Source organism: Vibrio sp. T20 (assembly GCF_007858795.1).
Classification (GTDB): domain Bacteria; phylum Pseudomonadota; class Gammaproteobacteria; order Enterobacterales; family Vibrionaceae; genus Vibrio; species Vibrio satsumensis.
On the sequence record NZ_VFEB01000250.1, the window covers coordinates 13,970 to 37,810 of the forward strand.

25 protein-coding genes are annotated in these 23,841 nt (G+C 42.6%); 8 read left to right on the forward strand and 17 right to left on the reverse strand.

The features are described 5' to 3' along the window. Positions 1-111: 111 nt before the first annotated feature. The 3 genes from FTW16_RS22515 to FTW16_RS22525 form a co-directional block, all read right to left on the reverse strand. The gene (locus FTW16_RS22515; protein ID WP_146492504.1) at positions 112-1,557 is read right to left on the reverse strand and encodes a pyridoxal phosphate-dependent decarboxylase family protein; all 1,446 of its coding nucleotides are present in this window, start codon (positions 1,555-1,557) and stop codon (positions 112-114) included. Positions 1,558-1,745: 188 nt separating this feature from the next. Beyond that, positions 1,746-2,750: a helix-turn-helix domain-containing protein gene (locus FTW16_RS22520; RefSeq protein ID WP_146492505.1), complete on the reverse strand. Its 1,005-nt coding sequence runs from the start codon at positions 2,748-2,750 to the stop codon at positions 1,746-1,748. A 111-nt stretch (positions 2,751-2,861) separates the two neighbouring features. After that, positions 2,862-3,182, reverse strand: a complete 321-nt coding sequence (locus tag FTW16_RS22525; protein WP_261383511.1) for a hypothetical protein — start codon at positions 3,180-3,182, stop codon at positions 2,862-2,864. Between the two features lie 357 nt (positions 3,183-3,539). On the opposite strand from FTW16_RS22525, the gene FTW16_RS22530 reads away from it, so the two are divergent. From FTW16_RS22530 to FTW16_RS22545, 4 genes are all read left to right on the forward strand, one after another. Then, positions 3,540-4,646 carry an HlyD family secretion protein gene (locus FTW16_RS22530; RefSeq protein ID WP_146492506.1) on the forward strand — a complete coding sequence of 369 codons (1,107 nt, stop codon included), beginning with the start codon at positions 3,540-3,542 and terminating at the stop codon, positions 4,644-4,646. After that, a complete protein-coding gene (locus FTW16_RS22535) occupies positions 4,636-5,631 on the forward strand; it encodes a DUF2955 domain-containing protein (protein WP_146492507.1) in 996 nt (331 codons plus the stop codon). The genes FTW16_RS22530 and FTW16_RS22535 overlap by 11 nt, the downstream gene beginning before the upstream one ends. A gap of 435 nt (positions 5,632-6,066) precedes the next feature. Beyond that, positions 6,067-7,341: a tyrosine-type recombinase/integrase gene (locus FTW16_RS22540; protein WP_146492508.1), complete on the forward strand. Its 1,275-nt coding sequence runs from the start codon at positions 6,067-6,069 to the stop codon at positions 7,339-7,341. A gap of 140 nt (positions 7,342-7,481) precedes the next feature. Continuing rightward, the gene (locus FTW16_RS22545; protein ID WP_146492509.1) at positions 7,482-7,979 is read left to right on the forward strand and encodes a GIY-YIG nuclease family protein; all 498 of its coding nucleotides are present in this window, start codon (positions 7,482-7,484) and stop codon (positions 7,977-7,979) included. A 439-nt stretch (positions 7,980-8,418) separates the two neighbouring features. On the opposite strand, the gene FTW16_RS22550 is transcribed toward FTW16_RS22545, so the two are convergent. The 9 genes from FTW16_RS22550 to FTW16_RS22590 all read right to left on the reverse strand — a co-directional run bounded on the left by FTW16_RS22550 (position 8,419) and on the right by FTW16_RS22590 (position 19,447). Next, positions 8,419-8,787: an HNH endonuclease gene (locus FTW16_RS22550; protein ID WP_146492541.1), complete on the reverse strand. Its 369-nt coding sequence runs from the start codon at positions 8,785-8,787 to the stop codon at positions 8,419-8,421. A gap of 15 nt (positions 8,788-8,802) precedes the next feature. Beyond that, the gene (locus FTW16_RS22555) at positions 8,803-9,174 is read right to left on the reverse strand and encodes a hypothetical protein (RefSeq protein WP_146492510.1); all 372 of its coding nucleotides are present in this window, start codon (positions 9,172-9,174) and stop codon (positions 8,803-8,805) included. A gap of 9 nt (positions 9,175-9,183) precedes the next feature. Next, on the reverse strand, positions 9,184-9,954 hold the full coding sequence (locus tag FTW16_RS22560; RefSeq protein ID WP_146492511.1) for a retron system putative HNH endonuclease: 771 nt from the start codon (positions 9,952-9,954) through the stop codon (positions 9,184-9,186). A gap of 1 nt (position 9,955) precedes the next feature. Further along, complete coding sequence (locus tag FTW16_RS22565; protein WP_146492512.1) at positions 9,956-11,254, reverse strand: AAA family ATPase; 1,299 nt, start codon at positions 11,252-11,254, stop codon at positions 9,956-9,958. Further along, positions 11,244-12,677, reverse strand: a complete 1,434-nt coding sequence (locus FTW16_RS22570; RefSeq protein WP_146492513.1) for a restriction endonuclease subunit S — start codon at positions 12,675-12,677, stop codon at positions 11,244-11,246. The genes FTW16_RS22565 and FTW16_RS22570 overlap by 11 nt, the downstream gene beginning before the upstream one ends. Continuing rightward, positions 12,674-14,254, reverse strand: coding sequence for an N-6 DNA methylase (locus FTW16_RS22575; RefSeq protein WP_146492514.1), 1,581 nt, complete (start codon positions 14,252-14,254; stop codon positions 12,674-12,676). Before FTW16_RS22575 ends, FTW16_RS22570 begins: the two co-directional genes overlap by 4 nt. 468 nt (positions 14,255-14,722) lie before the next feature. Then, complete coding sequence (gene hsdR / locus FTW16_RS22580; RefSeq protein WP_146492515.1) at positions 14,723-18,262, reverse strand: type I restriction-modification system endonuclease; 3,540 nt, start codon at positions 18,260-18,262, stop codon at positions 14,723-14,725. A 99-nt stretch (positions 18,263-18,361) separates the two neighbouring features. After that, entirely contained in the window at positions 18,362-19,267 is a 906-nt protein-coding gene (locus tag FTW16_RS22585; protein WP_146492516.1) for a restriction endonuclease, read from the reverse strand. Next, on the reverse strand, positions 19,268-19,447 hold the full coding sequence (locus tag FTW16_RS22590) for a helix-turn-helix domain-containing protein (protein ID WP_146492517.1): 180 nt from the start codon (positions 19,445-19,447) through the stop codon (positions 19,268-19,270). Between the two features lie 558 nt (positions 19,448-20,005). On the opposite strand from FTW16_RS22590, the gene tnpB reads away from it, so the two are divergent. Then, a complete protein-coding gene (tnpB, locus tag FTW16_RS24995; protein WP_146492519.1) occupies positions 20,006-20,155 on the forward strand; it encodes an IS66 family insertion sequence element accessory protein TnpB in 150 nt (49 codons plus the stop codon). A 146-nt stretch (positions 20,156-20,301) separates the two neighbouring features. On the opposite strand, the gene FTW16_RS22610 is transcribed toward tnpB, so the two are convergent. Genes FTW16_RS22610 through FTW16_RS22620 form a run of 3 tightly spaced genes read right to left on the reverse strand, consistent with a single transcriptional unit; the run spans position 20,302 to position 21,737 of the window. Beyond that, entirely contained in the window at positions 20,302-21,291 is a 990-nt protein-coding gene (locus tag FTW16_RS22610) for a phage N-6-adenine-methyltransferase (protein ID WP_261383512.1), read from the reverse strand. Beyond that, positions 21,284-21,550 carry a hypothetical protein gene (locus FTW16_RS22615; protein ID WP_146492520.1) on the reverse strand — a complete coding sequence of 89 codons (267 nt, stop codon included), beginning with the start codon at positions 21,548-21,550 and terminating at the stop codon, positions 21,284-21,286. The genes FTW16_RS22610 and FTW16_RS22615 overlap by 8 nt, the downstream gene beginning before the upstream one ends. After that, on the reverse strand, positions 21,543-21,737 hold the full coding sequence (locus FTW16_RS22620; RefSeq protein WP_108193384.1) for a helix-turn-helix transcriptional regulator: 195 nt from the start codon (positions 21,735-21,737) through the stop codon (positions 21,543-21,545). The genes FTW16_RS22615 and FTW16_RS22620 overlap by 8 nt, the downstream gene beginning before the upstream one ends. A gap of 161 nt (positions 21,738-21,898) precedes the next feature. Here FTW16_RS22620 and radC point away from each other — a divergent pair, with 161 nt between their 5' ends. The 3 genes from radC to FTW16_RS22635 are packed head-to-tail and all read left to right on the forward strand — an operon-like array spanning position 21,899 to position 23,312. Beyond that, a complete protein-coding gene (gene radC / locus FTW16_RS22625; protein WP_146492521.1) occupies positions 21,899-22,372 on the forward strand; it encodes a RadC family protein in 474 nt (157 codons plus the stop codon). Then, positions 22,369-22,815 carry a DUF2787 family protein gene (locus tag FTW16_RS22630; RefSeq protein WP_146492522.1) on the forward strand — a complete coding sequence of 149 codons (447 nt, stop codon included), beginning with the start codon at positions 22,369-22,371 and terminating at the stop codon, positions 22,813-22,815. Before radC ends, FTW16_RS22630 begins: the two co-directional genes overlap by 4 nt. A gap of 50 nt (positions 22,816-22,865) precedes the next feature. Continuing rightward, positions 22,866-23,312 (forward strand): DUF2787 family protein, encoded by a 447-nt coding sequence (locus FTW16_RS22635; RefSeq protein WP_146492523.1) that lies wholly within the window; start codon positions 22,866-22,868, stop codon positions 23,310-23,312. A gap of 40 nt (positions 23,313-23,352) precedes the next feature. Here the strand turns inward: FTW16_RS22635 and FTW16_RS22640 are convergent, their stop codons facing one another. Continuing rightward, positions 23,353-23,550, reverse strand: a complete 198-nt coding sequence (locus FTW16_RS22640) for a helix-turn-helix transcriptional regulator (protein WP_146492524.1) — start codon at positions 23,548-23,550, stop codon at positions 23,353-23,355. Positions 23,551-23,558: 8 nt separating this feature from the next. Further along, positions 23,559-23,768 (reverse strand): AlpA family phage regulatory protein, encoded by a 210-nt coding sequence (locus FTW16_RS22645; protein ID WP_108193389.1) that lies wholly within the window; start codon positions 23,766-23,768, stop codon positions 23,559-23,561. Positions 23,769-23,841: the final 73 nt, after the last annotated feature.

Consider the following 23,841-nt stretch of genomic DNA (forward strand, 5'->3'; position numbering starts at 1 on the left):
CATAATTATTTTTCAAAACCCTATAAGTAGAGGATTCCATAACTCATGTATTAGATGAAAATTAATAAAAAGCCCCAATATTCAATTGGGACTTACTCTCTGAAGGATGAATTAAGATGCTGCATTATCCATCAATTTTTTCTCCGTCTGGTATGCTTCAATGATCTTTTCAGCAGAAAGGTCAATATCTTCCATCGAAGTATGGCAACTCAAAACCGAGAACAGCATCGTCTTTAAGCCTTTGTAGCCCGAAGTTGATGGATATAGCGTTCCTTCTTCCTGCAAACGGTGAACAACTCGATCCGTGAGTTCATTGCGGTAGATATCATCACCTTGACCAAATTGAGCTGAGAAACGATTGGATACAACATCGTTCAGAATCGTGATTCCTTCTACTGCAGAAAGTTTTTTCGCCATACGCTGTGCTAGTTCAGTACAACGATCAATGTGCTCAACAATCCCTTCTTTACCTAATGATTTAAACGCTGCATACACAGGAACGCCACGTGCTCTTCTTGATGCAGAAATACCAAAGTTAATTGCGTTTCGATCTGGTTTTTCCATTGCATCGTTAAGGTAATCACCCATATTACTTCCACCCATAGCCTTAGATAGCGCTGCGGCGTCTTTTACGATGATCATTCCACTGTCATACGGCATGTTGAACCATTTATGGCCATCCGTATCAATAGAATCTGCTCTCTCAATCCCTTTCAACAGGTATTTTTGTTTATCACTAGCTGCTGCCCATAAACCAATTGCACCATCTACGTGTAGCCATGCATTACCATGCATTTCTACGGCATCAGCCAGTTCATTAAATGGGTCGAATGCACCTGAATCAATACAGCCAGCCTGTGCGCAAACGAGAGTTGGACCTTCTAGCGCAGAAATAGTCGCTTTGAGGTTGTCTGGAATTATGCGTAAGTTATCGTCTGTTGGCACTTTGACGATTGTTTCTAGACCGATACCAATCATTGACAGTGCGCGCTTTATCGTTGAGTGGATTTGGTCACTGACAACAACGTTAATACGAGGAGCTCCAAACAAGCCTTTGGTGACTACATCCCAACCAGCACGTTCAAGCAGTGTATTGCGGGCGGTTATCAAACCGGTGTATATAGCTTCTTGCGCACCAGAAGTGAAACCTACCGCCGTACCTTGATTTAAACCTAATAGCTCAACCATCCACTCTGCCGCTGTTTCTTCAACAACAGACATAGCAGGGCTAGAAACGTAATAAGGCACATTTTGGTCCCAAGCACTCACTAGCCAATCTGCTGCTAGTGAAGCAGGAAACGAACTGCCAATCGCGTACCCAAAAAAACGTGCACCACCCGATGCCATTAAACCAGCATCGACATTCTTTACCATTTCATCAATCACTTGTGATGGGTCTGTTGGTCGCAATGGTAAATCTCCGCCGATAGATTCACGTAAAGCTTGTGAGGTTGTACCTTTATCTACCGGTCTATCTGCTAAAGATTCTAGGTAAGAAACTGCATGTTTCAGAGAGCTTTCAAGTGGTAAGCGATATTCATTAAAACGGTGTGACATGATGATTCCTCTATTTGTTGTCTACCCAATAATGTTATTGGATCTGGGCTTTGAGGAATTGTCATATCACGCCACGCGAATACGATTTGCTAAAGTTCTTATGGCAAGAAAAAGAAAGCAAAGTGTCACTTCTAAAAACAAGATATCGAGTATTGAATCAAATATAATGCTTCCCCATAAACACCAACCTATAAGCACTGATGTCTACTGCGGAACTGTGAGGGAGTAAAACCGGTTTTGCGTTTAAAGAAACGAGTGAAGTTAGCAGACTCACCATAGCCGATATTGGTTGCTATTGACGTTATTGAGTCATCCGAGTGCTTCAGTCGAACCTGAGCCTCATTTAAAATAAGATCATCTAACACTTCGCGATAAGTTAAACTTGCGCCGAGTAAGCGCCTCTGGATAGTCCTAGGACTCATTCCCAATATGTTCGCAGCCGTTGATATGGGTAACTTTCCCATCGACAAGTATGGTTGCATGGCATATTTGAATGAGCACAAGAAATCACTAGGGATACCTTCTCGATCTGTGAGTACTCTTCGTTCTGACTTTTTTAGTGAGTTAACTTTCTGATTCAAAAGTTCGTTATTTAGGCGAATACCTGTGACTGAACGGAGTGTGAAAAACTGAACATGTGCTAACTTTGAACATTCAAAAAAGCACTCCGTATGTGGGCTAACAATTGTCACATACTTTTCTTTGCTGTTTTGTTTTGTCAAAGCTGTTACCAACTCATCCAGAAAAATGATCGAGAATATCTCGGCGTACTTAAACCAGTCTTGTGTAGCGCCCTCTTTTTCACGAACTAACCAGTAACAATCATTATGGAGCTTTAAAGATATTCTAACTCCGCTTGAGTAATATCGAATGATTTCACAGAATTCTTCTAGTGCTTCTTTTACAGTGCCCTCCCTTGCTTTAACCAAATGAGCAATCACGCCAGGTATATAGGTGTTCTTACACATTAACCAAACACGAGTCACAAATGTATCCAGCGAAACACTTTCACCAAACATTCTGATTATGTTGAGTAAAACAGTCTCAGGTATAAACGGGAATGCACATGTTTGTATGTCAACCGGTGCTTTTACGCCAGTAATCAAAGAATGGACATTAATATCTTTTTCACTAAAGAGTTCAGCTAGATCATGAATACAATCTGTGCGAACAAGTGGTACTCCTCTATTCATATGCTTTCACCTTCCGACCTTATTCACTTCACGTTGATATGTTGAAAATCCTGCCTAAGAATTAGAAAGCCCCTTATTAGTAAATTGAATAAGGGGCTAAATTCATACTATTTAGTTGTACTGAATATAAAGCATCTTTCTTAGGCTATTGCATCGATTCTTATCCAGAGGATCCCCTAAATACTCGCCTTCTTCTGCTGCCGTTTTCATTAATAACGCTCGTGCACGCTCATCACTAGGTAGATCTCGATATTTTTCATAGGTTTTCATTTTTAGAATTTTGTATTTAGAATTTTGGCTAAGGTCAGAAAAGTTATCGTAGCAGTAATTCATAGCACCTGAGTTTGCGCCAATCTTACTGGCATCTGTGATTGCATACGCGTTGGCAGTCAACACAATCATAGATAACGCGAGAGTCTTTATCAGTTTCATATCCAGTTCCATTTAACGTTAGTGTTATATAAATTGCAGTTATCGAGCTATTAAACTAACTGCAATTAATATTCAAAAAGTGATGTTAATCATTCATCTAACGCCATGCTTGCCATTTGGTGACACATCAAAAATAACTACTTTAATTGATGCCGATTGGACTCTTCCTGAGAATAGATTTCAATTTCATCACGTCAATAAAAATTTCAATGTCACGATATGGCCATTAAATCAAGATATTTGACCTTATGTTCGTCTTAAAAACAGTTCTCTCCCTCATTAATAATCTAATGGTTCATTGACGGGAGTAGAACACCTAAATCCCTACATATCAGAATCTTAAGTTGAGAGCCTCGCATGTCAGAAATAAAAAAAGTCGACACCGAAACGCAAAAAAAGAAACCAATTAATAAGGTTAAAATAACAACAAACAGTTTATTGGCATTCACCATCCTTTCCATCGGCATCGCTGTAGTTTCAGACAGAATTATTCCAACTACCGACAACGTTAGGGTTGAAGGAAACGTCATTTCCTTAAAACCGCAAGTATCAGGACAAATAGAGAGAATTAATATTACTGCAAACACTAACGTTGAAAAAAACGACGTGTTACTCAAAATTGTCTCTACCGACTATGAAATAGCCGTTAAACAAGCAGAAGCAAAATTGAAGATCGCCGGGCAGCAAGTTGGGGCGCAAATGGCCAGTATTATTTCCGCTCAAGCACAACTCACAACATCATTAGTTGCACAACAAAATGCTCAGCGTCAGGGTCAACGAGTATTGGCTATGGCAGACAAAGGGGTCGTATCAAAGTCTGATGCCGATACAACACGTGCCACGATTGATAAAGCTAATGCTGAAGTCATGAACGCTCGCGCTAATCTAGAAAAAGCCAAAGCTCAAGTGGGTCCTGAGGGAGAGGAAAATGCCCAAATACAATCAGCACTACTTGAATTACAAAAAGCCCAATTGGACTTATCGCGCACAACCCTATCAGCGCCTTCAGATGGTGCGGTAACCAACTTGAGCTTATCAGAAGGTTCTTACGCTTCTTCAGGCTCTCCATTGATCACCTTCGTCGAAAGCGACAATTTATGGCTTGAAGCTTATTTTAGAGAAAATAGTCTCGGTAACATAAAACCAGGCGATGACGTTGAAATTGCATTAGATCTTGCTCCAGGCACGACATTCAAAGGCACAGTTTCTTCAATCGACTTGGGGGTCACATGGGGTAAAAACGAACAACTTGGTGACCTTGCGAATGTACAAAACCAAAATGGATGGTTAAGAGACACACAACGTATTCCAGTTACGATTAAAATAAACGAGCCATCGGCGATCCACTCAATGCGAATTGGAGGCCAAGCAGATGTCATCGTTTATACTGGCGAAAACACTCTATTTAACCTGCTTGGAAAAACCTGGATTAATATAGTGAGCTTGTTCTCTTATGTTCGATAAAATAGAGCAAGCACAAGAGCGTAGGATTTTTCGCTACGTCACGGCAGTCGGCCTAGCAACATTCCTTGCACTATGGTTTAACTGGCCATTAGCTTTTTGCACGCCACTTCTGACCGCAAAATTTATCGCTGATAAGCCTCAATTTCATATTCTCCATGTCAAACAGTTGGCCTACGCGCTTCTATCCACCGCTGCTATTGGATTCGCAGTATCAACAGGGCTACCTGAGTATAAAATTGCCTTTCTTTCTACACTCACACTCGGGATGCTTTGGGCATACTATTTGTTTACCGACCCTAAATGGGTCATGTTCGCAACATTCCTAATGATCGAACTGATATTACTTCCATCTATAACGATAATCGATCAAGCATCCGCGCTTAATGTAGGAATCGGTTTTGCGTTTTCAGGCACTTTGGCCGTCGCTTTGTACGCCCTTTCGCACGTTTATTTTCCAGAAGAAGAGAAGACGGACTTTGAAGGGTTTCCCGCATCCCTACTGACCAAAGAAATGCGGTGGACAGCCGCTGTGCGCGCATGGGTGATTTCGTTTCCGCTCGTATGCTTTTACTTCTATTTTCAACTTTCTCAGATACTGCTTACCGTTGCATTTGTAATGTTATTATCGTTAATGGCTAGCAGTGAAACGTCCGGTAAGACCGCGTTATTTTTCACAGCAAGTAACATCCTCGCAGGTCTAATTACATTCGTCGCTTTTCTCATCATATCTTTAGCACCTAATATGTATGTATATATGATGGTTGTACTCAGTGTCATTACGCTTTTCGGAATAAAGATTTATACCGAACCACAAAAGGCGCCTATATATATTACGGCCTTTACCGGGTTCAATGTACTTATGGGAACATCAATAAGCAGCGGCGCATTGGATGACAAATTCTACGTTCGCATTTTCCAGCTATTTTTAGTCTTGCTATACATGCTATTTATGACCTATTTCTTAGAGTCTCGATCTAGGAAATAATCCGTCAAACCAGAACTTTCTGTCGTTCCTACACTCTCATCCATTGTTACTAAGTGTTGTTAAATGGCAGGGAAACTCCTGCCATATCTAGTCAGGCGACATCCATAGCTCCTAGATAACACTGTAAAGACATGGCTTCAGGTACAACATAGCGCTTTACACGCCCTAGCGAACCCTTACAATGTGCAGCAAATATATTTATCAAGGTTTGTCTCTATGTCTATTCAATGGTTTCCGGGGCACCTGCATTAAAATTCCAAGAACAATCAGGAAATACCACAATCACAACAAAATCAGAAACTTATAAATAATCACCATCCCAAAACATTCCAGTAAATTCCACTCCAATTCAACATTTTGGTACCCCACCTGGTACCCCACCAGACTAGTTTGCTATACAATGGTCTCTATTCTCTCATCTATGTAATTATGATTATGGCTAAACGGATTACAGATACATCAATCAAAGCGCTAGTTATCAAAGACAAGGAATATACCTACACTGTTGAAGAGGGCTTACAGCTCCGTATTCGACCTAAACGCTCCAGTGCAGGAACTGGAACGAAAGCCTGGCAGTTTAAGTACCGTCACCCTGTAACGCGTAAAGTAACCAAAATTTCGATGGGAACCTATCCTTCTTTACGACTGGCAGCCGCCAAATTAGAAGCAGCAGAATATCGGAAACAAATTGCGGAAGGTTTAGACCCTAAGCGCCTTAAAGAAGATAAGAGAATTGAAGAGCTGCGTAAGCACAACGATAACTTTCTTGCAGTTGCAACGATGTGGTTTGAAAGAAAACGTAAATCTGTTAGTCCCTTTCATGCAGAACGAACCTGGAGAACATTGGAAAAATACGTATTCGACCATTTAGGCGCACTTCCCATAAGTGAGATCAGTCGACGTGATGCTATTGAAACACTGAGACCATTGGAAACCGACGGTAAACTATCAACCATTAAAAGAATTTGCCAAAGTCTAAATCAAATAATGGAGTACGCTGTAGCAAGCGATGTCATCGCCGCTAATCCTCTAACAAAGATGCTCCACTCATTTGAGAAACACCAAGTTGAAAACATGCCTACCATTCGTCCTGAACTATTAGGCGACTTTTTGTCTCGATTGGAACAAAATGAAAACATCCAAGATAAAACCAAACTACTGCTACTTTGGCAGTTGCACACAATCGCACGTCCAAAAGAAGCGGCAAGAACACGCTGGAAAGACATAGATTTAAAAAACCGATGCTGGACCATACCTGCTGAAGAAATGAAGCGTAGACGTGAACACAGAGTTCCTCTAACCGAGCAGGCTATTACCGTTCTTGAACGAATCAGAATTCAAAGTGGCGGTAAAGAATTCGTCTTCCCTGGTGAACGAAACCCACAGAGTCATATAAGCATCTACACAGCCAATGCAGCTTTAAAACGCAGCTTAGGGTTTAAAGATGAACTCGTTGCACATGGTTTAAGAGCTATTGCATCAACCGCCCTACACGAGCAAGGCTTTGACACACTGCATATTGAAGCTTGCCTATCGCATATGGACAAAAATACGACAAGAGCGAGCTATAACCGCTCCGACTTTTTTGAACAAAGGAAAGAAATTATGAGCTGGTGGAGTGAGTTTATAATAAAAGCGACTAACAACCAGTTACAGCAGGTGAGGAGGTCGGAGGTTCAGTCTATCTCATTGAAATTATTTGAATTATAGTTGTTCGGATTTTACGAATATACAACTTGTTGCACATGTTGTTTTTGTGATAATCATCTCAAAAACTTTACAGTATAGTGCTTCTCGATAACACCTGTTACAGTAAGCTACAACTATTCTTATTCTCGGCACAATGCTACATGTTTTCAAAGTTATTTAAGTCAAATGAAATAAGCCCTCATTACTACGTCTACGCACTAGTTGATTGGCGTCAAAACGACTTCGTGTTTTACGTTGGAAAAGGTCAAAACGATCGTGCTTTTGATCATATTAATCTTGCATTTCGCACATCACGCTGGAGCCGAGATAAAAAACAACAGCAGATTGTAAATATTATTCGCAATGCTAGTGATGACGATATAGAGGAAATGGTCATCACATTAGCAGAGGATTTAACCGAAGGTGAAGCACTTATTATTGAGTCTATTGTGATTAATGATGTCGGCCTTGATAACTTAACTAATAAAATTAGCGGTTTATCAGAAATTAAGTGGGATCGTTATGCCAACGAAATCAACACCAAAAAAGTAAACCGGTATCTCTCAGAGATTTATGAGTTGGGTGTTATGAATGACCTGAAACAAATCCAGGTAAAAACCGATCTCAAAGCTACCCTAAAGTCATACTTATCCCTCTAGCGTATCCGTTTGACAGAAACCTTAAAAGCTCATTGCGTTTAAACCGCTCTTCAAGCCCAAAGGCTTCCACTTCAAATTTGTTGCTTCGATACCCACGAGTCAGTGCCTCAACGGCATACTGAAACAAAAACTCAATCGGCCCTAGCCGTTACCATTGCTGAATATGAACAAATCACGACGTTTTTAAAAGAGCTGTTCACCTGTTATTTCGAACTTCCTCAAGAGAACATCAAACCTGGCAGTAACCTAGCCGATGATATCGAGCGCATGGTATTATGGTATTACTTCAGTAAAAACTGATCTAGTGAATAGCAGACTTAACGCATTAGTGCGCTGAGATTACTTTTAAGTAACCATCACTCACATGGCATAAAAGCGTAACAAATAGGATAAAACCAGTCCCGTATCTACATACAATACGGTTACTAACCTGCTTACCTTAATTTTTCCAAATGACGTTAGTTGTGGCTAAAATTTGTTTTAACTTTTCAATGTCCATCACTGGCTTTTCTGTATGAAGCATCGCATGACAATTAGGACAAACTGGGATTAAGTCATTAACAGGATCGACTTGGTAATTTTCACCAATCGTCGCTAGTTCAACTTTATGATGAACATGAATAAAGCCTTTGCCTATCTTACCGTACTTATTTTCAAAGTTAAGGTCACAGACTTGGCAGGTGGCACCATACTTTTCTATACAAGCCGCTCTGGCTTTAGGGTTGCGCTCATAGGCATTGATGGTAACTTGTTTAACCGCTCCTTCGATGAACTCTGAAGGTTGGCTAGAGACCTCATCAGGGTAAATTGGACTTACGGCTTGTTAAGCCAGGTTGGCTCTATATGAGTCAACCAGTGTTCTAACATCATGATGCTTAACATTTGATTCAGTTAGTTGGTATTCAAGGTGCAGTTCAACGGACTTTATTACCTGTTCAAATTCAGAGGTGGAAAGGTCTTTATAGAAGCGAGATAAAAAGATTTCGTAGGACAAGGCGCTCATTGCACGCTTGTATACTTTACCTTCACTAAAAGCTACGAAGTTGCGCATGTAATTAGTGACTGATGTCTGATTCATATCCAATGAGCCAACTAGCTGTTCTAATACTTGGTCCAGTGTAATCTCTTGCAACGCGAACATGTAGCCACAATCATAAACCAGCTGTAATTGATCTGATGTGATCTGTTTGCTCATGATACTGTGTTAACCCGCATACTCTATCGCGATTAATTGTTCTTCTGCCGCCTTTCCCAAATAACACCTCAGTGCAGAAAAGAACTTCGGCCAGCAATCATTGCCATCTTTTTTCATCGTCGCGAGAGCAAGCTTTTGTCGCGCGTCAGTCACTGTCATTCCTGTTGCAACTAATGCCTGCAAACGTTTATTGGCATGTGCCAATCGCTCTTTTCGCAATCGGTTTAACCGTTCACTTTTTAAGTTCAAATTATCGATAGTGGCTTGGGCTTTCTCAATCTCAACACCAGCTAAACGACAGCTCTCTTCATTCACGGAGATCTCACCCGTGGTACGGTGAAAGTTATAAATAAGCGTACTATGCTGAAGATGAAGAGGATTTAAGATGACATCATCCCAATCATTATTATCTTTTAATGCGCCGCAACGTAAATTGGGATTGGTATGTCGATTATCCGCATCAACTACCTTTTTACTTTTACCGCCTAAACAGCAAGCAAGCATGTTGTCCCAATCTAATGCCCAGTTATGTGCAGTGCTTTTATCTGATTTAGGATGAAAATGTTCAACTTGAAAATCTGACTCTTCGTCCTCAACGTCTCGCTTTAACAGATCAATTTCACAATAGGCGCAAATTCCCCCTTGATCACGTCGCAGGTAATTTTGAATTTCATCTCTTCGGGCAGTGTTTGACTTGCATTTTTGCCATGAGAAATTAGGTTTTCTCGTTCGAAAAGCAATCAATAGCGGCGGTTCATCACCTTTTATTACCTTTTTCATCTTAGCGATCTAACTCCCTGATACTAATGTCCATATCGAGATTACTAAGCTCTGATTCATGCTCGCCAGCCCAACCATCTAATTCTTTTCGTAGATTTATTGCGTCTTCACAATCCCACTGGTTATTTTCAACATATTGCTGATATTTCCGTAATGACTTAACGATTTCTAGGTGTTCGGCTCGCGGTGATTTAACGCCTAAAACATCCATTAAGACTTGTTGGAACTCCGCCCCTTCAGAGAAATAAATCGGCATTAATGATGGCTCTTCGTCTTGCCAATCAATAACTCGTATTTGAGTTGGCTTTACTGTACTAACGATTTGAGGGCTATGAGTTGACACAATAAATTGCACCTGCGGAAAGGTTCTCACCAAGTCACTCAATATAGTTTGCTGCCAACCGGGATGCAGGTGAAGATCGACCTCATCAATCATCACCACCCCTTCGGTTTGCAGAGGGTCAGGCATATCAGGATTTGCCTCTGCCATACGGGCAGCGATATCCATTACCATGGCTAATGTTGTACGGTACCCATCACTCAACTGTTCTATGCGGAGTTGTTTCGTGTCACTGCTTTCACTGTTCTTCCAGTCGATCATAATACCGGCTGGCGATATGGCTCTGGGATTTGAAAACTCGGGCATTAGCCGGTGAATTGCCATGCGAATCGCTTTAAGCTCGGGTAAATCAATATCAAATGAACGATGTTTCTTGTGTAATTGAGCTTCTTTGTCTTCAAGTGTATAAAAATATTCAACAAAACGTCTGAAGTTTGTTCTGCTTTCTAACGCGCCACTAAGGGCACCAAAACGCGTAAAATCATTGCCAAAACCTTTGGTTCGCTGCGGCACGTCAAAAACACCCCGTCCGGTTCCGTAATGTATGAAAATCGGCAGTTCAAATTCTCGCTCTTCGTTTTGCGCATCAATAAACTGGTCCGCAAAATCGTTGAGCTGCTGAAGGCCTAGTGCTTTCGGAATTTGCTTTTCCGTTTTCTTAGCTTTATCTCGTTTTTCACCACGATCCCAGGTTTGACCATCAAAGCTTGTACACGTAATTCGCACATAAGGTGGTTGAGTACCGTTAGACAATACCTTTAAATCTGAGTTCTTAAATGTAATGCCCTTTACTTTAGGCAACCGTGTTAAAAATGCGCCCAATGAGATAGCCACGCCATCTAGCACACTAGATTTACCCGCACCATTGCGAGCCACTAACACGGTAAGTTGTTCATCGAAGGTGATATCAAAATCACTGAATCTGCGAAAATTCTTTAGAGTTAGTTTCTTAACCTTCATTGGCTTCCACCTTCGTTTTGGTTTTTCTCGGTTTACTTTTAATGGATAGTTTAACACGTTCAGCTTTAATACGCTCAAGCAACGCCTTTGCGCTGTTGTCACCATTAATCAAATCAGGGTTCGCTGCGCGCCACTCCGCAGTCAGCTCGCCTCTAAAGGCTTTTGCGAGAATCGATTGGGTGAGGTTATTCACCCGTGTTTGGGCAGCATTGACCTGCGCTTCAACTTTATCAGCAAAGGCGAACAGTTCTTCGACACGACGGACGATTTCGGCTTGTTCTGATTCTGTTGCTTTAGGTAACCCGATATCTAGCAATGCCTTTTGACCAATATTCCTCATTGACATTTGATTGCCAGTTGAACGTGATTCAATTTCTTTTCTACCAGCTTTCGACCGCAAAAATATACTAACCCACGGTTTGTTAGCCTCTTCCATAACTAAACGTAAGACTTTATCGCTTAACATTAAGTTTTTAGTCACACTATGGACGATTACAGGATTACCAAGTAATTCCATCGTATTGGCCCTAGAAATTAGCAAGTCTCCGACTTTTACTCGTCGGTTTTCAATGAATAAATCATTACTAGGTAATGTCTTACTTTCACTTTCATCATAAACCCCCCAAGTAACAGCACTAATTTTAATGATGCCATATTCATTCTGGTTCGGTGGCGTCTCTATACACTTTAGGCTTTTCCCTGCCTCAATAGCTTGCACAAAATCACCGACTTTCACGGTTTGCCATGAAGATAGAGCAACATCATTCGCCCCTCGCCACTCTTCTGTCAACTTACCACTGACTGCGGCGGCGAGGACGGATTGGCGGAATGATTTTAAGATGGCAGGAATAGCATCAAGGCGAGCTTTGGTGCTTTCTACCTGTGCCAGCAGCTCATCCAACTTGTCGGCAATCACTTTTTGCTCGGCTAGTGGGGGGATGCCAACAGGGTATTTTTCAAGATGACTTTTATTTACACCAGACTGACCAGCCGTTCGGTCGGATGCCGAATCAACGTAATTGTAAATATCTCTATTATTCAAAAAATGAAATAAGTACTTATTATCTAGCACACCTTGAATTGGCACGGCCTTCATCAATGCGACATTATATGCACCTTCAAGCCCCCTAAGAATCTGGAATATTGGTGGGCCATATCGCCCTATCATTACGTCATCTGGGGATACAAAACGCTTGGCCTTTTCTAATGGAATATATACTTTATGCGCATCAGATTTATAGTCTCTGATTTGTATTAATCGTATGAGCCCCTCTTTAAACTCAGAGTGAAATTCACTCTTTGGAGGCTGACTACCTCCAATAATATTGATCGCCTCATATAATTCTACAAATACCCAGCTCTCTGGTATTTTGAGTGTGTGTGTATACGAGCCATCAACATATTTTTCAATATATCCACTCATCCTTTCACCCCACCAACTAATGAGGCCACCAAGGCTTCAAGATCAGCTAATGCGCCTTTAAGCTCCGTCATGGCCTCGCCTGCCAACTCTTCAGGTGTGCCTAAATCCGCAGCATCGACGCTGTTGGCATCTTTGAGCCATGAGATATCCAGTGAATCACCTTTGCTGTCGCGAATATACTCACGAGAGAAACAGCGCCAACGGCTGTATACTAGGCGCGGGTCTACATCCTTATTAACGTCTGTGCTTTCTGCTTCAACTTCTTCTGCGTTGAATGACCACTCCCCTTCCTTACGATCTGTAAGTGGCAGGTTATATACTGCTTCAAATGGCTTAAGGTGTTGCTCACCAAACGGGGTGCGCTTGCCAAAATTAGGCATGTTGATACGTAGATCATAAACCCAAGTATTGGTGGTGCAGTTTTCTTCCTGATTCTTATCTTTGGCTGAGCCTTTGGTGAAGAACAATACGTTGGTCTTCACGCCAGCGGCGTAAAAGATCCCCGTTGGTAAACGCAAAATGGTGTGCAGGTTACATTTGTTCATCAAATCGCTACGGATACTAGTACCCACGCCCGCTTCAAACAAGACGTTATCAGGCAGTACCACGGCCGCACGACCACCGGCTTTTAAGTTGCGGTAAATATGCTGTAAAAATGCCAGCTGCTTGTTGCTAGTTGGGTACGTTAAATCATCACGAGTAATCGACGCATCGCCGCCTTTGCTCGTGCCAAATGGGGGGTTAGCTAGGATAATATCGGCTTTTGGTAATGTCGCACCTACTTGACCAAGAGAGTTACCTAGGTGCACAACGCCTTCGTCGTCCCCTTCCATGCCATGTAGCAAGCAGTTCATTAGTGCTAAACGGCGGGTGGATGGCACCAGCTCAACACCAACGAAAGCATGGTTCTTCTGGAAGGTCACTTGCTTAGCATCAAGATCAAAATGGTCATCTGTTTGAGCTTTAATGTAGCTATCAGCAGCAATCAGGAAGCCTGCGGTACCTGCGGCGGGATCTTGGATCACTTCGCCAGCCTGTGGGTTGATCACTCTCACCATAGAGTCGATCAGCGCACGCGGAGTGAAGTACTGGCCTGCACCTGATTTGGTTTCGTTGGCGTTCTTCTCTAGCAAGCCTTCGTACAAGTCACCTAAGCCATCTTTTTGCGCACTGAACCAGTCAATAGAATCGAGTGATTTTATCAGCTGCTTTAAGTGGCGAGGTTCACGCAAGCGCGTTTGGGCATCAGCATAAATAGCTAAAATAAGTGGATCTGCATGTAGGGTATTACCCTCGCCGTCTTTACCTGTCGATAAGGTAAGCAACATGCGTTTGTAATCATCAAGCAAGTTTAAGCCGTCTTTGTCGCTTAAGTCGCTCCAGCGGCAGCCTTCAGGCAAAGTATGTTTGTTCAGCAGCCCTGCTTCTGTATTCTCATGCACCATTTTGATGAACAGCAACAAGACCAACTCGGTAACGTAATCAGAATAGTTAATGCCATCGTCACGAAGTACGTCACAGAGGTTCCACAGCTTTTGGACGATGTCGCTATTATTTGATTTGCTTGAAGTGCTCATTTTATATTCTCAATTTCTTAACTATGTTTCGATAACTGCTCGTCGTTTTGACTCTTATCCGTATTCATTCACGACGAAGCGGGTAAACGTTCATTTACTGCAAATAATGCAAACCGTGACAAGTTAATGTCGTCAATATTCGGTCTATTTTTACTTTCGTGAGAAAGCCGTATGTAACCATAGATCTAGTTTCTGGCTTGGCTACTTGCTTGCTTGATGGATTATCGTAATGCGGCTGATGCCGAAATCGTGCACAACCAAATTAATGTTTGCCGTATAGGTAACTAAAGATGCCGCTGAACAACTCGAGTCTCAACGTCGTTCTAGCTCAGGCAGATGTTCGATTATACGCATTGGCCGATGTGTTGTAATTTGGTTTTCTAAACGTATTACGGTGTTTTTGCTTAGAAAACCATCAACCACTCTGCATAGCAGTAGAACTGCGATAGAAAGCCCTATAATTACTCACTAACCCGCTTGCCAAAGGTACTCATTCAGCTCATCAAGTATTGTATCGAGCTGGTCATCAAGCACACTGTTAAAGCGTTTCGCTCCACCCTGATCGGCAAAGCGTTGGTTAACGAAAGACTTATCGATCACCGACTCATGGACCAACTGTTTAGCCAGACGTTCTAACCACTTGCGCTGATTAGGGTTCCAATTATGCTCACTGTAAATACGCTGCATGGCATTAGTTACACGTTGCTCAAATGGTACTAATGCCTCATTGATGGCGGCTTGTCTGATATAACCGATAATACTGGCGGCGATATCTTGGTTGGTATTCTTGCGCCATGCGCTTTTCAGATGGGCTTCGTTGTAACCGGCTTCATCGAGCAATAGCTTCACTTCTTTGAGTTGCTCGCGAGTGAGATCCTTAGGGCGATTAACGACAACCGACAATGCCGCCGATTGGTTGATATTTTGTCTAATAAACTGATTGAAGCTATCTAAGTAATCCGCTGGTTTTTCGTGTACACCATAGGTTTGCTCACGACCGAGGAACTCATCTTTACCTTCATAAATCACCGGCATTTTGTCGCTTCCTGCGAGAAAACGTACTTCCGCCAGCTGATTAATTAGGCCTTGATGTTGCTTGCAAAATTGCGCTGCTTGTTTTGGCCCAATTTGATGAAGATGCTGATGGAGTTTGTCAGGTGCAACGCCCCATATTCCCTCAAGTTGATCTAACTTGGTTCTTAACGCTGGTTTGTTCTCCGCTTTTTTAACGGCTTTGCGCATGACTCGCATAACTTTTTGCGTCAACTGATTCAACACATCATTAGCGTGGCTTGTACCAGCTTGCTCACCGGGAGTATCTAAAGCTTGCTCTAAGTAGGCATCATCGCTGATCTCATCCACCAGCTGCTCTAAGGTGATATTCGGATCTTTGACAATCGGTTTCATAGTATTAACAGCTTCAAGTGCACTGTAGAGATCAACCGGATCATAGATTTTGAAGACCGTCTTACCTATTTCGTCACAGCGACGTGTCGCACGGCCCATCATCTGCTCGTACAGAATGCGCGACTTTACACGACGTAAAAACACTAGGTGGCAGATTTTAGGAACATCGATACCAGTGGTAAGTAGATCGACTGTCACGGCAATATTGGGGTAGCGCTCATTTTTATATTGGCGAATCAGCTGATCGACCTTATCGCTTTTTCCGGTAATTTTTGCAACGGCAGCCTGATTATAATCGTCACCATACATCTTGTTAAAAGTACTATCTAGCGCTGTTTTAACCATATCCGCATGCAGATCTGTGGTGCAGAATATTAGCGTTTTTTCATCGCCAAACGGGTCAAGTTCATTAACAAGCTGGCCGCAGATAACGTCATTAAACCCTTTGGTTATAACGCGGCGATTAAAAGATTCAACATCAAATTTAAGCTCATCGGCTAAGTCGGCAGATTCAACCTCTCCTGTTTGAGTATTAATCGCGGAGACGGTTGCGCCTTTCTCAAACTTAATGCCATTTTTGCTCAGTAGAGTTTCATAGCGAATAGGCGGTTCATGATCGATGAGCCAATCTTCCGCTACCGCTTCACGGTAAGTATAGGTATAGACCGGCTTACCGAAAATCTCACTGGTGTGTTTGGCGGGAGTAGCCGTAAGGCCTATACGAACCGCATCAAAGTAATCAAGTACACGGCGATAGCTTGAGAGGTACTGGCTCGCATCACGGTGAGCAAGCTCTCCTTCTGTCATCTGCTGATCGAGTGCATAACCCCTATGCGCCTCATCGACAATAATGCAGTCAAACTCATCAAGTGCGGGTGGCGTATCAGACATAAATATACGCTTCACCATCGCTTGTACGGTGGCAACTTGAATGCGGGTTTCTGCTTCGCTGCTCATATCACCTAATTCGGCAATATTGTAGATAGAGGATAACGTTTTGTTCTGTTCTAGCTTTGCCTCATCGAAGGAGTCGCAGGCTTGATTGCCTAACGCGGTTCTATCGACTAAAAACAAAATACGTTTAAAGCGTTCGGCCTTAAGAAAGCGGTACATTAAGCCGATAATGGTTCGGGTTTTACCGGTACCTGTTGCCATCGCCAATAGGCATTGAGTTTTATCTTCCTCGAGGGCAGATTCTACCGCCACAATCGCTTTTTGCTGATAATCACGCAAGCCTAAGTAATCAAAACCCTCTTGCTGAAGCAACTTTTCTGCTTCATCTCTACTGCGCTTTAATTTATCGATAAGACCATCAGGGGAGTGAAATTGCTGTAACGGCCTCTTGGCGTTACTTGCTTTACGGGTATCACGGAACCAAGTGCCTGAAAGCTCAGCTAGCTGTTTATTAAACGGTCGTCCATTGCAAGAGTAGACAAATGGAATGTGGTAATGCCCCTCTTCTTCATCAGCCCAAGCTATAGTTCGGTTCTCCAATTCCCATGCACCTTTTTGAGGTGAGTTGAGCTTATAACCTTTGGAGTAACGCTCTGCTTGAGAGACTTTGCCTGCAACATTGGTGTTTTCTTGCTTAGCTTCAACCACGGCAATAGGTGTTAAACCACAAAACAGCACATAATCAGCGCGGCCGATTTTTCCTTGATACTTAGTTGGCCATTCAGCAATTGCGAGGTTTTTACCTTTTTCGGGCCTTACTCCTTTTCGATAATCTAAAACTTCTGAATCAGCTTCCCAGCCTGCATCGATAAGCTGTTGATCGATGAGGATGCGAGTTAACTCTTCATTAAGAGTAAAGCGGCTACTGGCAGTATAGGTGCGCTTATTAACATCTTTACGCTGCGCTTTAATTGCTTTGAGTGTTTCCTCTGTTTGATCGGCTAACTGCTTTTGAAGCTTTGTAAGCTTGTTCTCAAATTCAGCTTTTTGTTTCGCAAGGGCCTCTTCATGCGATTTTGCCTGAACGGCCAGTTCTCTCGCTTCTACATCCATCTGCTCAGCAAGTACCGCGAACTCCTCTTTTTCTTGTTCAAGCAGAGAAGTTAGCTGCTGATTAGATTCAAGTTGTTCATTATTTTCGAGCAATTGGTTTTTAAGCTGTTGTATTTGAGTCTGTAGCTCAGTTAATTGCTTACTCGGATCTTGAGGGATAACAAACTCACCGGCTTTAAAAGCTACTCCTTGCTTGCCAAAAGCTCGGTGATACCAGATAGCAATATCACGGGCGACACGAAGGCCAGCTAATGCCGGTTTATGTTCGGTTTTGAATTGATGTACCGCTTTGTTGCCCGCTTTACGCAGCCCATGGAACAGGCTGATGATCTGAGACTCTAGGCGTAGTTCACGGTTAATTCGAAATAGGAGATCGGCTTGATTCGTTTTATCGTCAAATTCAATGCTACAGCGCATCGCTAAGTCTTGTGCGATTGCTTCGGCAAACTGGCGCAACTTAACCAATGTTGTATTAGGGTCGCTAGAGAAAGCACGTTCTGCGCTTTGTGCAAGTTGCAGAAAGATAGGATCATGTGACTCTAAAAAACAAAAATTACTTTGAATTCCATTCTCACCAATTTCAGATTTAGCCATCACTACTCCACGTACATTTGTTGATAAATATCAATTAACTACAAACAAATCTTTGAATGATACATACTAATTTGAAACTAACATCAAGTCAGTCGTTATTTAACCTTCAAAAAATTCTTCGTCAATTCGTTTTATATACAGCACTTGCTCATCTCGGCTACCAATGTTGTAACGCAGCATCAGCTTAGCCAACTCTTTACCATTGATAAGTACGATGCGCATGCCTAAGTCTTTCGCTGTCTGAGTTGCTGATGAGGTAAACTCTGATGTAGTGATGAAGATGCCTTTCTGTGCTTTCTTCAGATTAAGTGCTCCAAAAAAGTCTCTGATTTCACCAGCGCCAACGTTGTTTCCATCGGCATAACGCTTGGCTTGAATGTAAACCTGATCAACGCCAAGTGGGTCTTGATTAATCACGCCATCAACTCCGTTATCACCGCTCTTCCCAAGCGTATGGGCCATTCCCTCATCGCTGCCCCCATAGCCCATGGCTAGTAGCAGATCGATAAGTAATTGCTCAAAGAAAGCTGGGGATATTTTACGGGTTCGGGATAAGATATCGGAGGCTAGAGCGTCGTTGATTTGTTTGTAAGCAGCCCTTAGCACTTCATCTGGCGTCGCATCATTATCAGGCACATTCGTGTCTTCAGTTTTATCTGAATCACCGTTCTTTTGCTTGGTGAACTCATTGAAGTCATCAAAACGCTTTAGGTATTGGTTATCAATCTCTTCGCCACTATTTAGGGCTTCTTTCCCCAAGTCTGTTATCACGAAGTGACCACGCCTTACGGAATCCAAAAGCCCAGCTTTGGCTAAATAAGTTTTGGCCCATCCAACTCGGTTGGTAAATGCAGCTTGTCGCCCACTAGGAAGAAGCTCTGTTCTCTCGTCTTCAGACAGATTGAATTGCTCAGCTAGCAAGTCTATGACGTTGCTAAGCTTAACTTCTTCATTTTTGGCAGCCTCTAACACTGGCTTCATTAACTCTTGATAACTTGGAAGCATTTAAGCACCTGCGTTTTTTTGTTGTTCAATCCGTGCTTCGAGATCTTCACGCTTAAAGCGCCAAGAACCGCTGACTTTGAAACCAGGAAGCTTTCCTTCGCTTGCTAATCTATATGCTGTTTTTTCGGATAACTTTAGATAAGCAGCCACCTCTTTCAAAATTGAAATTTGGTCTACCATTCAGAGTGTTATCTCGTATTGGTTTAATTCACCAGAATTGATAGTGAGAGAATATGAGAAAATTGGGGAATGGACAATGTTTGATGCTTCACTATGAGATTGAGCGCTTAATCTATACCCAAATCACCTATTCTTATTTACCTTATTCACGAATAACTCAACCAGGTTGCCTCTTGTTCCAAAGCTATACCTTGTTTCTTCGTAAGCGTCTTTAAAGCGACTCATTTAATCCTTTCAATAAACGTCGCAAACTACACCACTTAGTCAACATACCTAAAAAACGAGAAGATTCACTTTCTGAATTCGTTGTTGTTGAAAAAATAACCAAGCCAAACACCAAAACCGAGCAACTGCCTCCCTCTACGTTACCTACGGAATTACGCCTTGAAGCGGGGGGCGTGATCTCTTCATGTGCCTCGTGATGTAGCACCTCAGTGGCTCGGCCTTCTATTGAAGGAGCTTGCTGTTGTATGAAAATGTTCCCTGATATCCCTGTTACCTATCTCCCCAAGGCGCCCGTCGATTTTAGAAAGGGCATTAACGGCTTGAGCTTTATCGTTGAACAGAAATCGAACCCGGGATAAGCTCAAAGTTCTCTACTGGCAGCGTAATGGTTTTTGTCTCTGGCAAAAGCGACTCGAAAAAGGCAAATTCACTTGGCCAAGAAAAATGCTTGGGCAAACACTCGCATTAACTGAAGAGCATTAGCGTTGGTTATTCGATGGACTCGACATCGAAAAAATGACACCCCATCGAGTCCTGAACTACCACAGCCTTAACTAAAGAAAAACCTAACCTTGAATCACCAGTTGAATATGGAGATGTCAATTGCCCGTCTTGGGGCAATCACTACTTTACCGTTCTTGTAACAAATCATCTTTGTCAACATACTCCCACTTACTTTCAATGCCTGGCCCTAAAATGCACACCATACTAGGGAAATTAGCTGAACCTTGTTCTTGCCCATTTTGAAGAAACTTCAAGCGCCCCCCAATAAAGCGAACCGCTCCTTTTGAGAAGTAATCATGGAATTCATCACTGCCCGTCCTTGATGGTACTAACATAACCACTTTGGTACCCTTAAGTGACTCTTCATAGGCCTTCTTGGCAAATGCTTTCAGCTTAGAGTATGGTGGGTGACAGAACACAACATGACCACTCCAATCTTGCACCAATGCGTCATCTTCTTCTGTAAAATAACTCAAACAAAGTGCCGTTTCAGGCTCTGCTGCAGCGTCTAAAGTAAATCCATACCGTTTATCCAGCTGCGCAAAAACCTCTGGTGGCGTCTGCCATTTGTCTTTGTTGGTTTTGCTACTCCTCGTACTTGAATGCGTGGCTTTAAGGTTATTATTTACCTTGTCTGCTTTACCCTTTTTATCTACCTTATCTTCTGGCCTTTCAGTCAATTTTGTTAACACTGAGAAAGAGATTAAATCATCAACTTTGAAAACAACCGGTATCGCGGTTAAAGCACTCAGTTTATAAAACAGCAGCCCTTTCAACATTTCGTAGTTTTCATCTTGTGGTGCAATCAAGGTCACCGAGGATTTTGTAGCAAACGAAGGAAAAAATGAGCAATCTTCATGTAGTCCTGAAAAGTCATCTTCAGTCAAAGAGCATGAACGCCATAAATCAATCGCGACATCCTTGTGAAATGTTTCAATATCGTCTTGCCCATGAATTTGACTGCCTTTAGCGACAACATATACCTTTGCAACACCAGAGCCATCTGCGTGACTAGAGCTGCCCCAAAAACAGCGAATATCATCATTTTTTATGACCTCTCGAAAAAAGGCTCCCGATGCTGTCTGATTATCGGCAACCCCACCTAACCTATGCATTTACTTGTGAGAACCAAATCTTTGCTAAATGCGCTTTGGTAAACTCGTAGCTCGGGTCATTGAAGCGGATGGTAAACCGATAACCAACGACTACAGCATCTGGCGATGCGACCAATTGCTCATAATGGCGTTTTAATGCTGTAAGCGAGTCTTGGATTAACGGCCCCCACTCCTGGTTCACCTGCACTTTTTCAAACTCATTGTGATGGTGCAACGCCGTTTCCCCTAGGATGAAATCCACTCGTTCTTGATTAATCATGAGCGCCTCCAGCTAAAACAGTATCAATCCATTGGCAGACCGCACTTTCTTCCCATGCCACAGCTCGCTTTCCAATACTGACGCTTTTAGGAAACTCATCAGCCTCCATCATTCTATAAATCGCCGAGCGTGATAATGAAGTTACGTTGATAACTTCGTTCAATCGAATCAATCTTTTTGTGTTCATGGTATTCACCTCTTGTTTTCATTCATAAAAGAAGTGAGTCATGTATTTTTTCTCAGGATGGCTGAAACCATTCCAGGAGGTTCAGTTCTATTCGATTCAAAATAATCTCAAACACATATTACCTAGGTGAACGAGTGCATTGATTCGATAGGAGAATTGAAATGAATGACCAATCCACCAACTACCCAAAAACCAAATCGTTGCCGGAGCACCAAGTGTTAGAACAGGCGGCGCAGATAATAGCTAACCGACACTTAAGAGGAGATGTATTTACAAGCCCTAACGCCACTAAAGAGTTTTTAACTTACAAACTGGGGCAACACGAACGTGAAGTTTTCGCCGTGCTTTTGCTAGACAACCAACATCGATTGATCGAATACAATGAGTTGTTCTATGGAACGATTGATGCAGCTACGGTTTATCCAAGAGAAGTCGTTAAGCTTGCGTTAGAGAGAAACGCCGCGGCAGTGATTTTTGCTCATAACCATCCCTCAGGAGAGGCCGAGCCCTCACAAGCAGATAGACACATCACTTCACGGCTGAGTGACGCATTAGCTTTAATCGATATTCGAGTGCTTGACCATTTTGTGATTGGAGAAACCCCCGTTTCATTTGCAGAAAGGGGACTAATATGAGCTTACCTATACTGCATAACGACATATTGCCATTATCGAACGAGCTTAAAGTAAGACTTTGCGCTTCACTTGAATTGTGTGCAATTCCCAAAGAAGCAAAGCGTGTTGCCCTCAACTTTCGCGATACTCAATACTATCAAACCGGTAATGGGCCTCACCCTATCGAGGTTCATCTCGCTAGAGAGACCAGTGAGAGCCCTTGGCACATCGCGGTCATGGCCAGCTTTGCCTACCCAGATAAACAGAGCACACAAATGGAGGTTCAGCTCTACTTCAATTTTCGTCATGGCTGGTTTTATCAACCAGACATTGAACGCTGCGACCTCGACCAACCACAAGTCATTGAGCTCTTTCAGTCTTGGGACAAAGCCTTTGTGAAACTACTGAATAACAAAGGCTTCAACCAACTCACTCTCACCGTTCTTAAAACGCTTTTACCTTAACCATCCCTTCCTAACAAATTACCGCTTCCAAACGGCGGTAAGGAGTCCTTATGCCTGTAAAAACAACCACACAAACCCAGCTGACCTTTGCTAGTACTACCCTAAGAGTCTCAGATAAGTTTCTCGCGGCGCTCAACACAGCAGTCTCAAACAAGGATATATCTCAGGCGAGAACGGTCACTATCAACTTTAGGGACAGCAGTTACTGCGTTGATTCCGGCGGATTTCGTCCTGTTGAAATTTGCTTTACCAAAGAAGAAGGTAATCATTGCCAACTTCTTTACATGACAGATTTCAGTTTCTCCGGCGGTCACTACCCCGAGCTTGCTCGCGACTTAGATTTTGATATCGGTAACAATGCGTTCTTTGCGCGTTACTCAGGTTGGCAATGCCTTGATAGTCGCGATGTCCGTGCGATGTATAAGCTCTGGGAAGGAAACTTCCTTGCTTATCTAGAAATGGGGAGCTTTGATGAGATAAAGGTTGAATGCTTCTAATCGGCAAAACTAAGGCTTGGGTTTTCCAAGCCTTAGTTTTTTAACGTGTTCGTTCACAAATTTTTTGGTTCATCCAGAGTTCAATCTCATACAAACGCCATACTACCGATTTGGCTCCGACTCGAATTGAACCTGGAAATTTACCTTGCTCCATAAGGACGTAGATACTGGTTCGCCCTAAACCCACAAGCCCCGTCACCTCACGAACATTGAGCCACTCATCTTTGTTTTCTCCCATGAACCACCTCAATCAATATCGTAACCATAGAGAGCATTTTCATCACGCCTCCCTAGTACATCGCGCATCCAATCTTGGACTTCGTTTTCAAGCCAAACCGCAGCTCGACAGCCCAACGGAACACACCTTGGGAAACGTTCTTCCTTGATATATCGATTAATAGAAGAGCGACTCAGGCTCGTCATCTCCATCACTTGCTTCATTCGAATAAAACGCATATTGCTTCCTTATTAAATTCAACGAGCTTTAGGCGTCAAGCCATAGCGGTAAATGTACCAGCAGTGCCCAAGA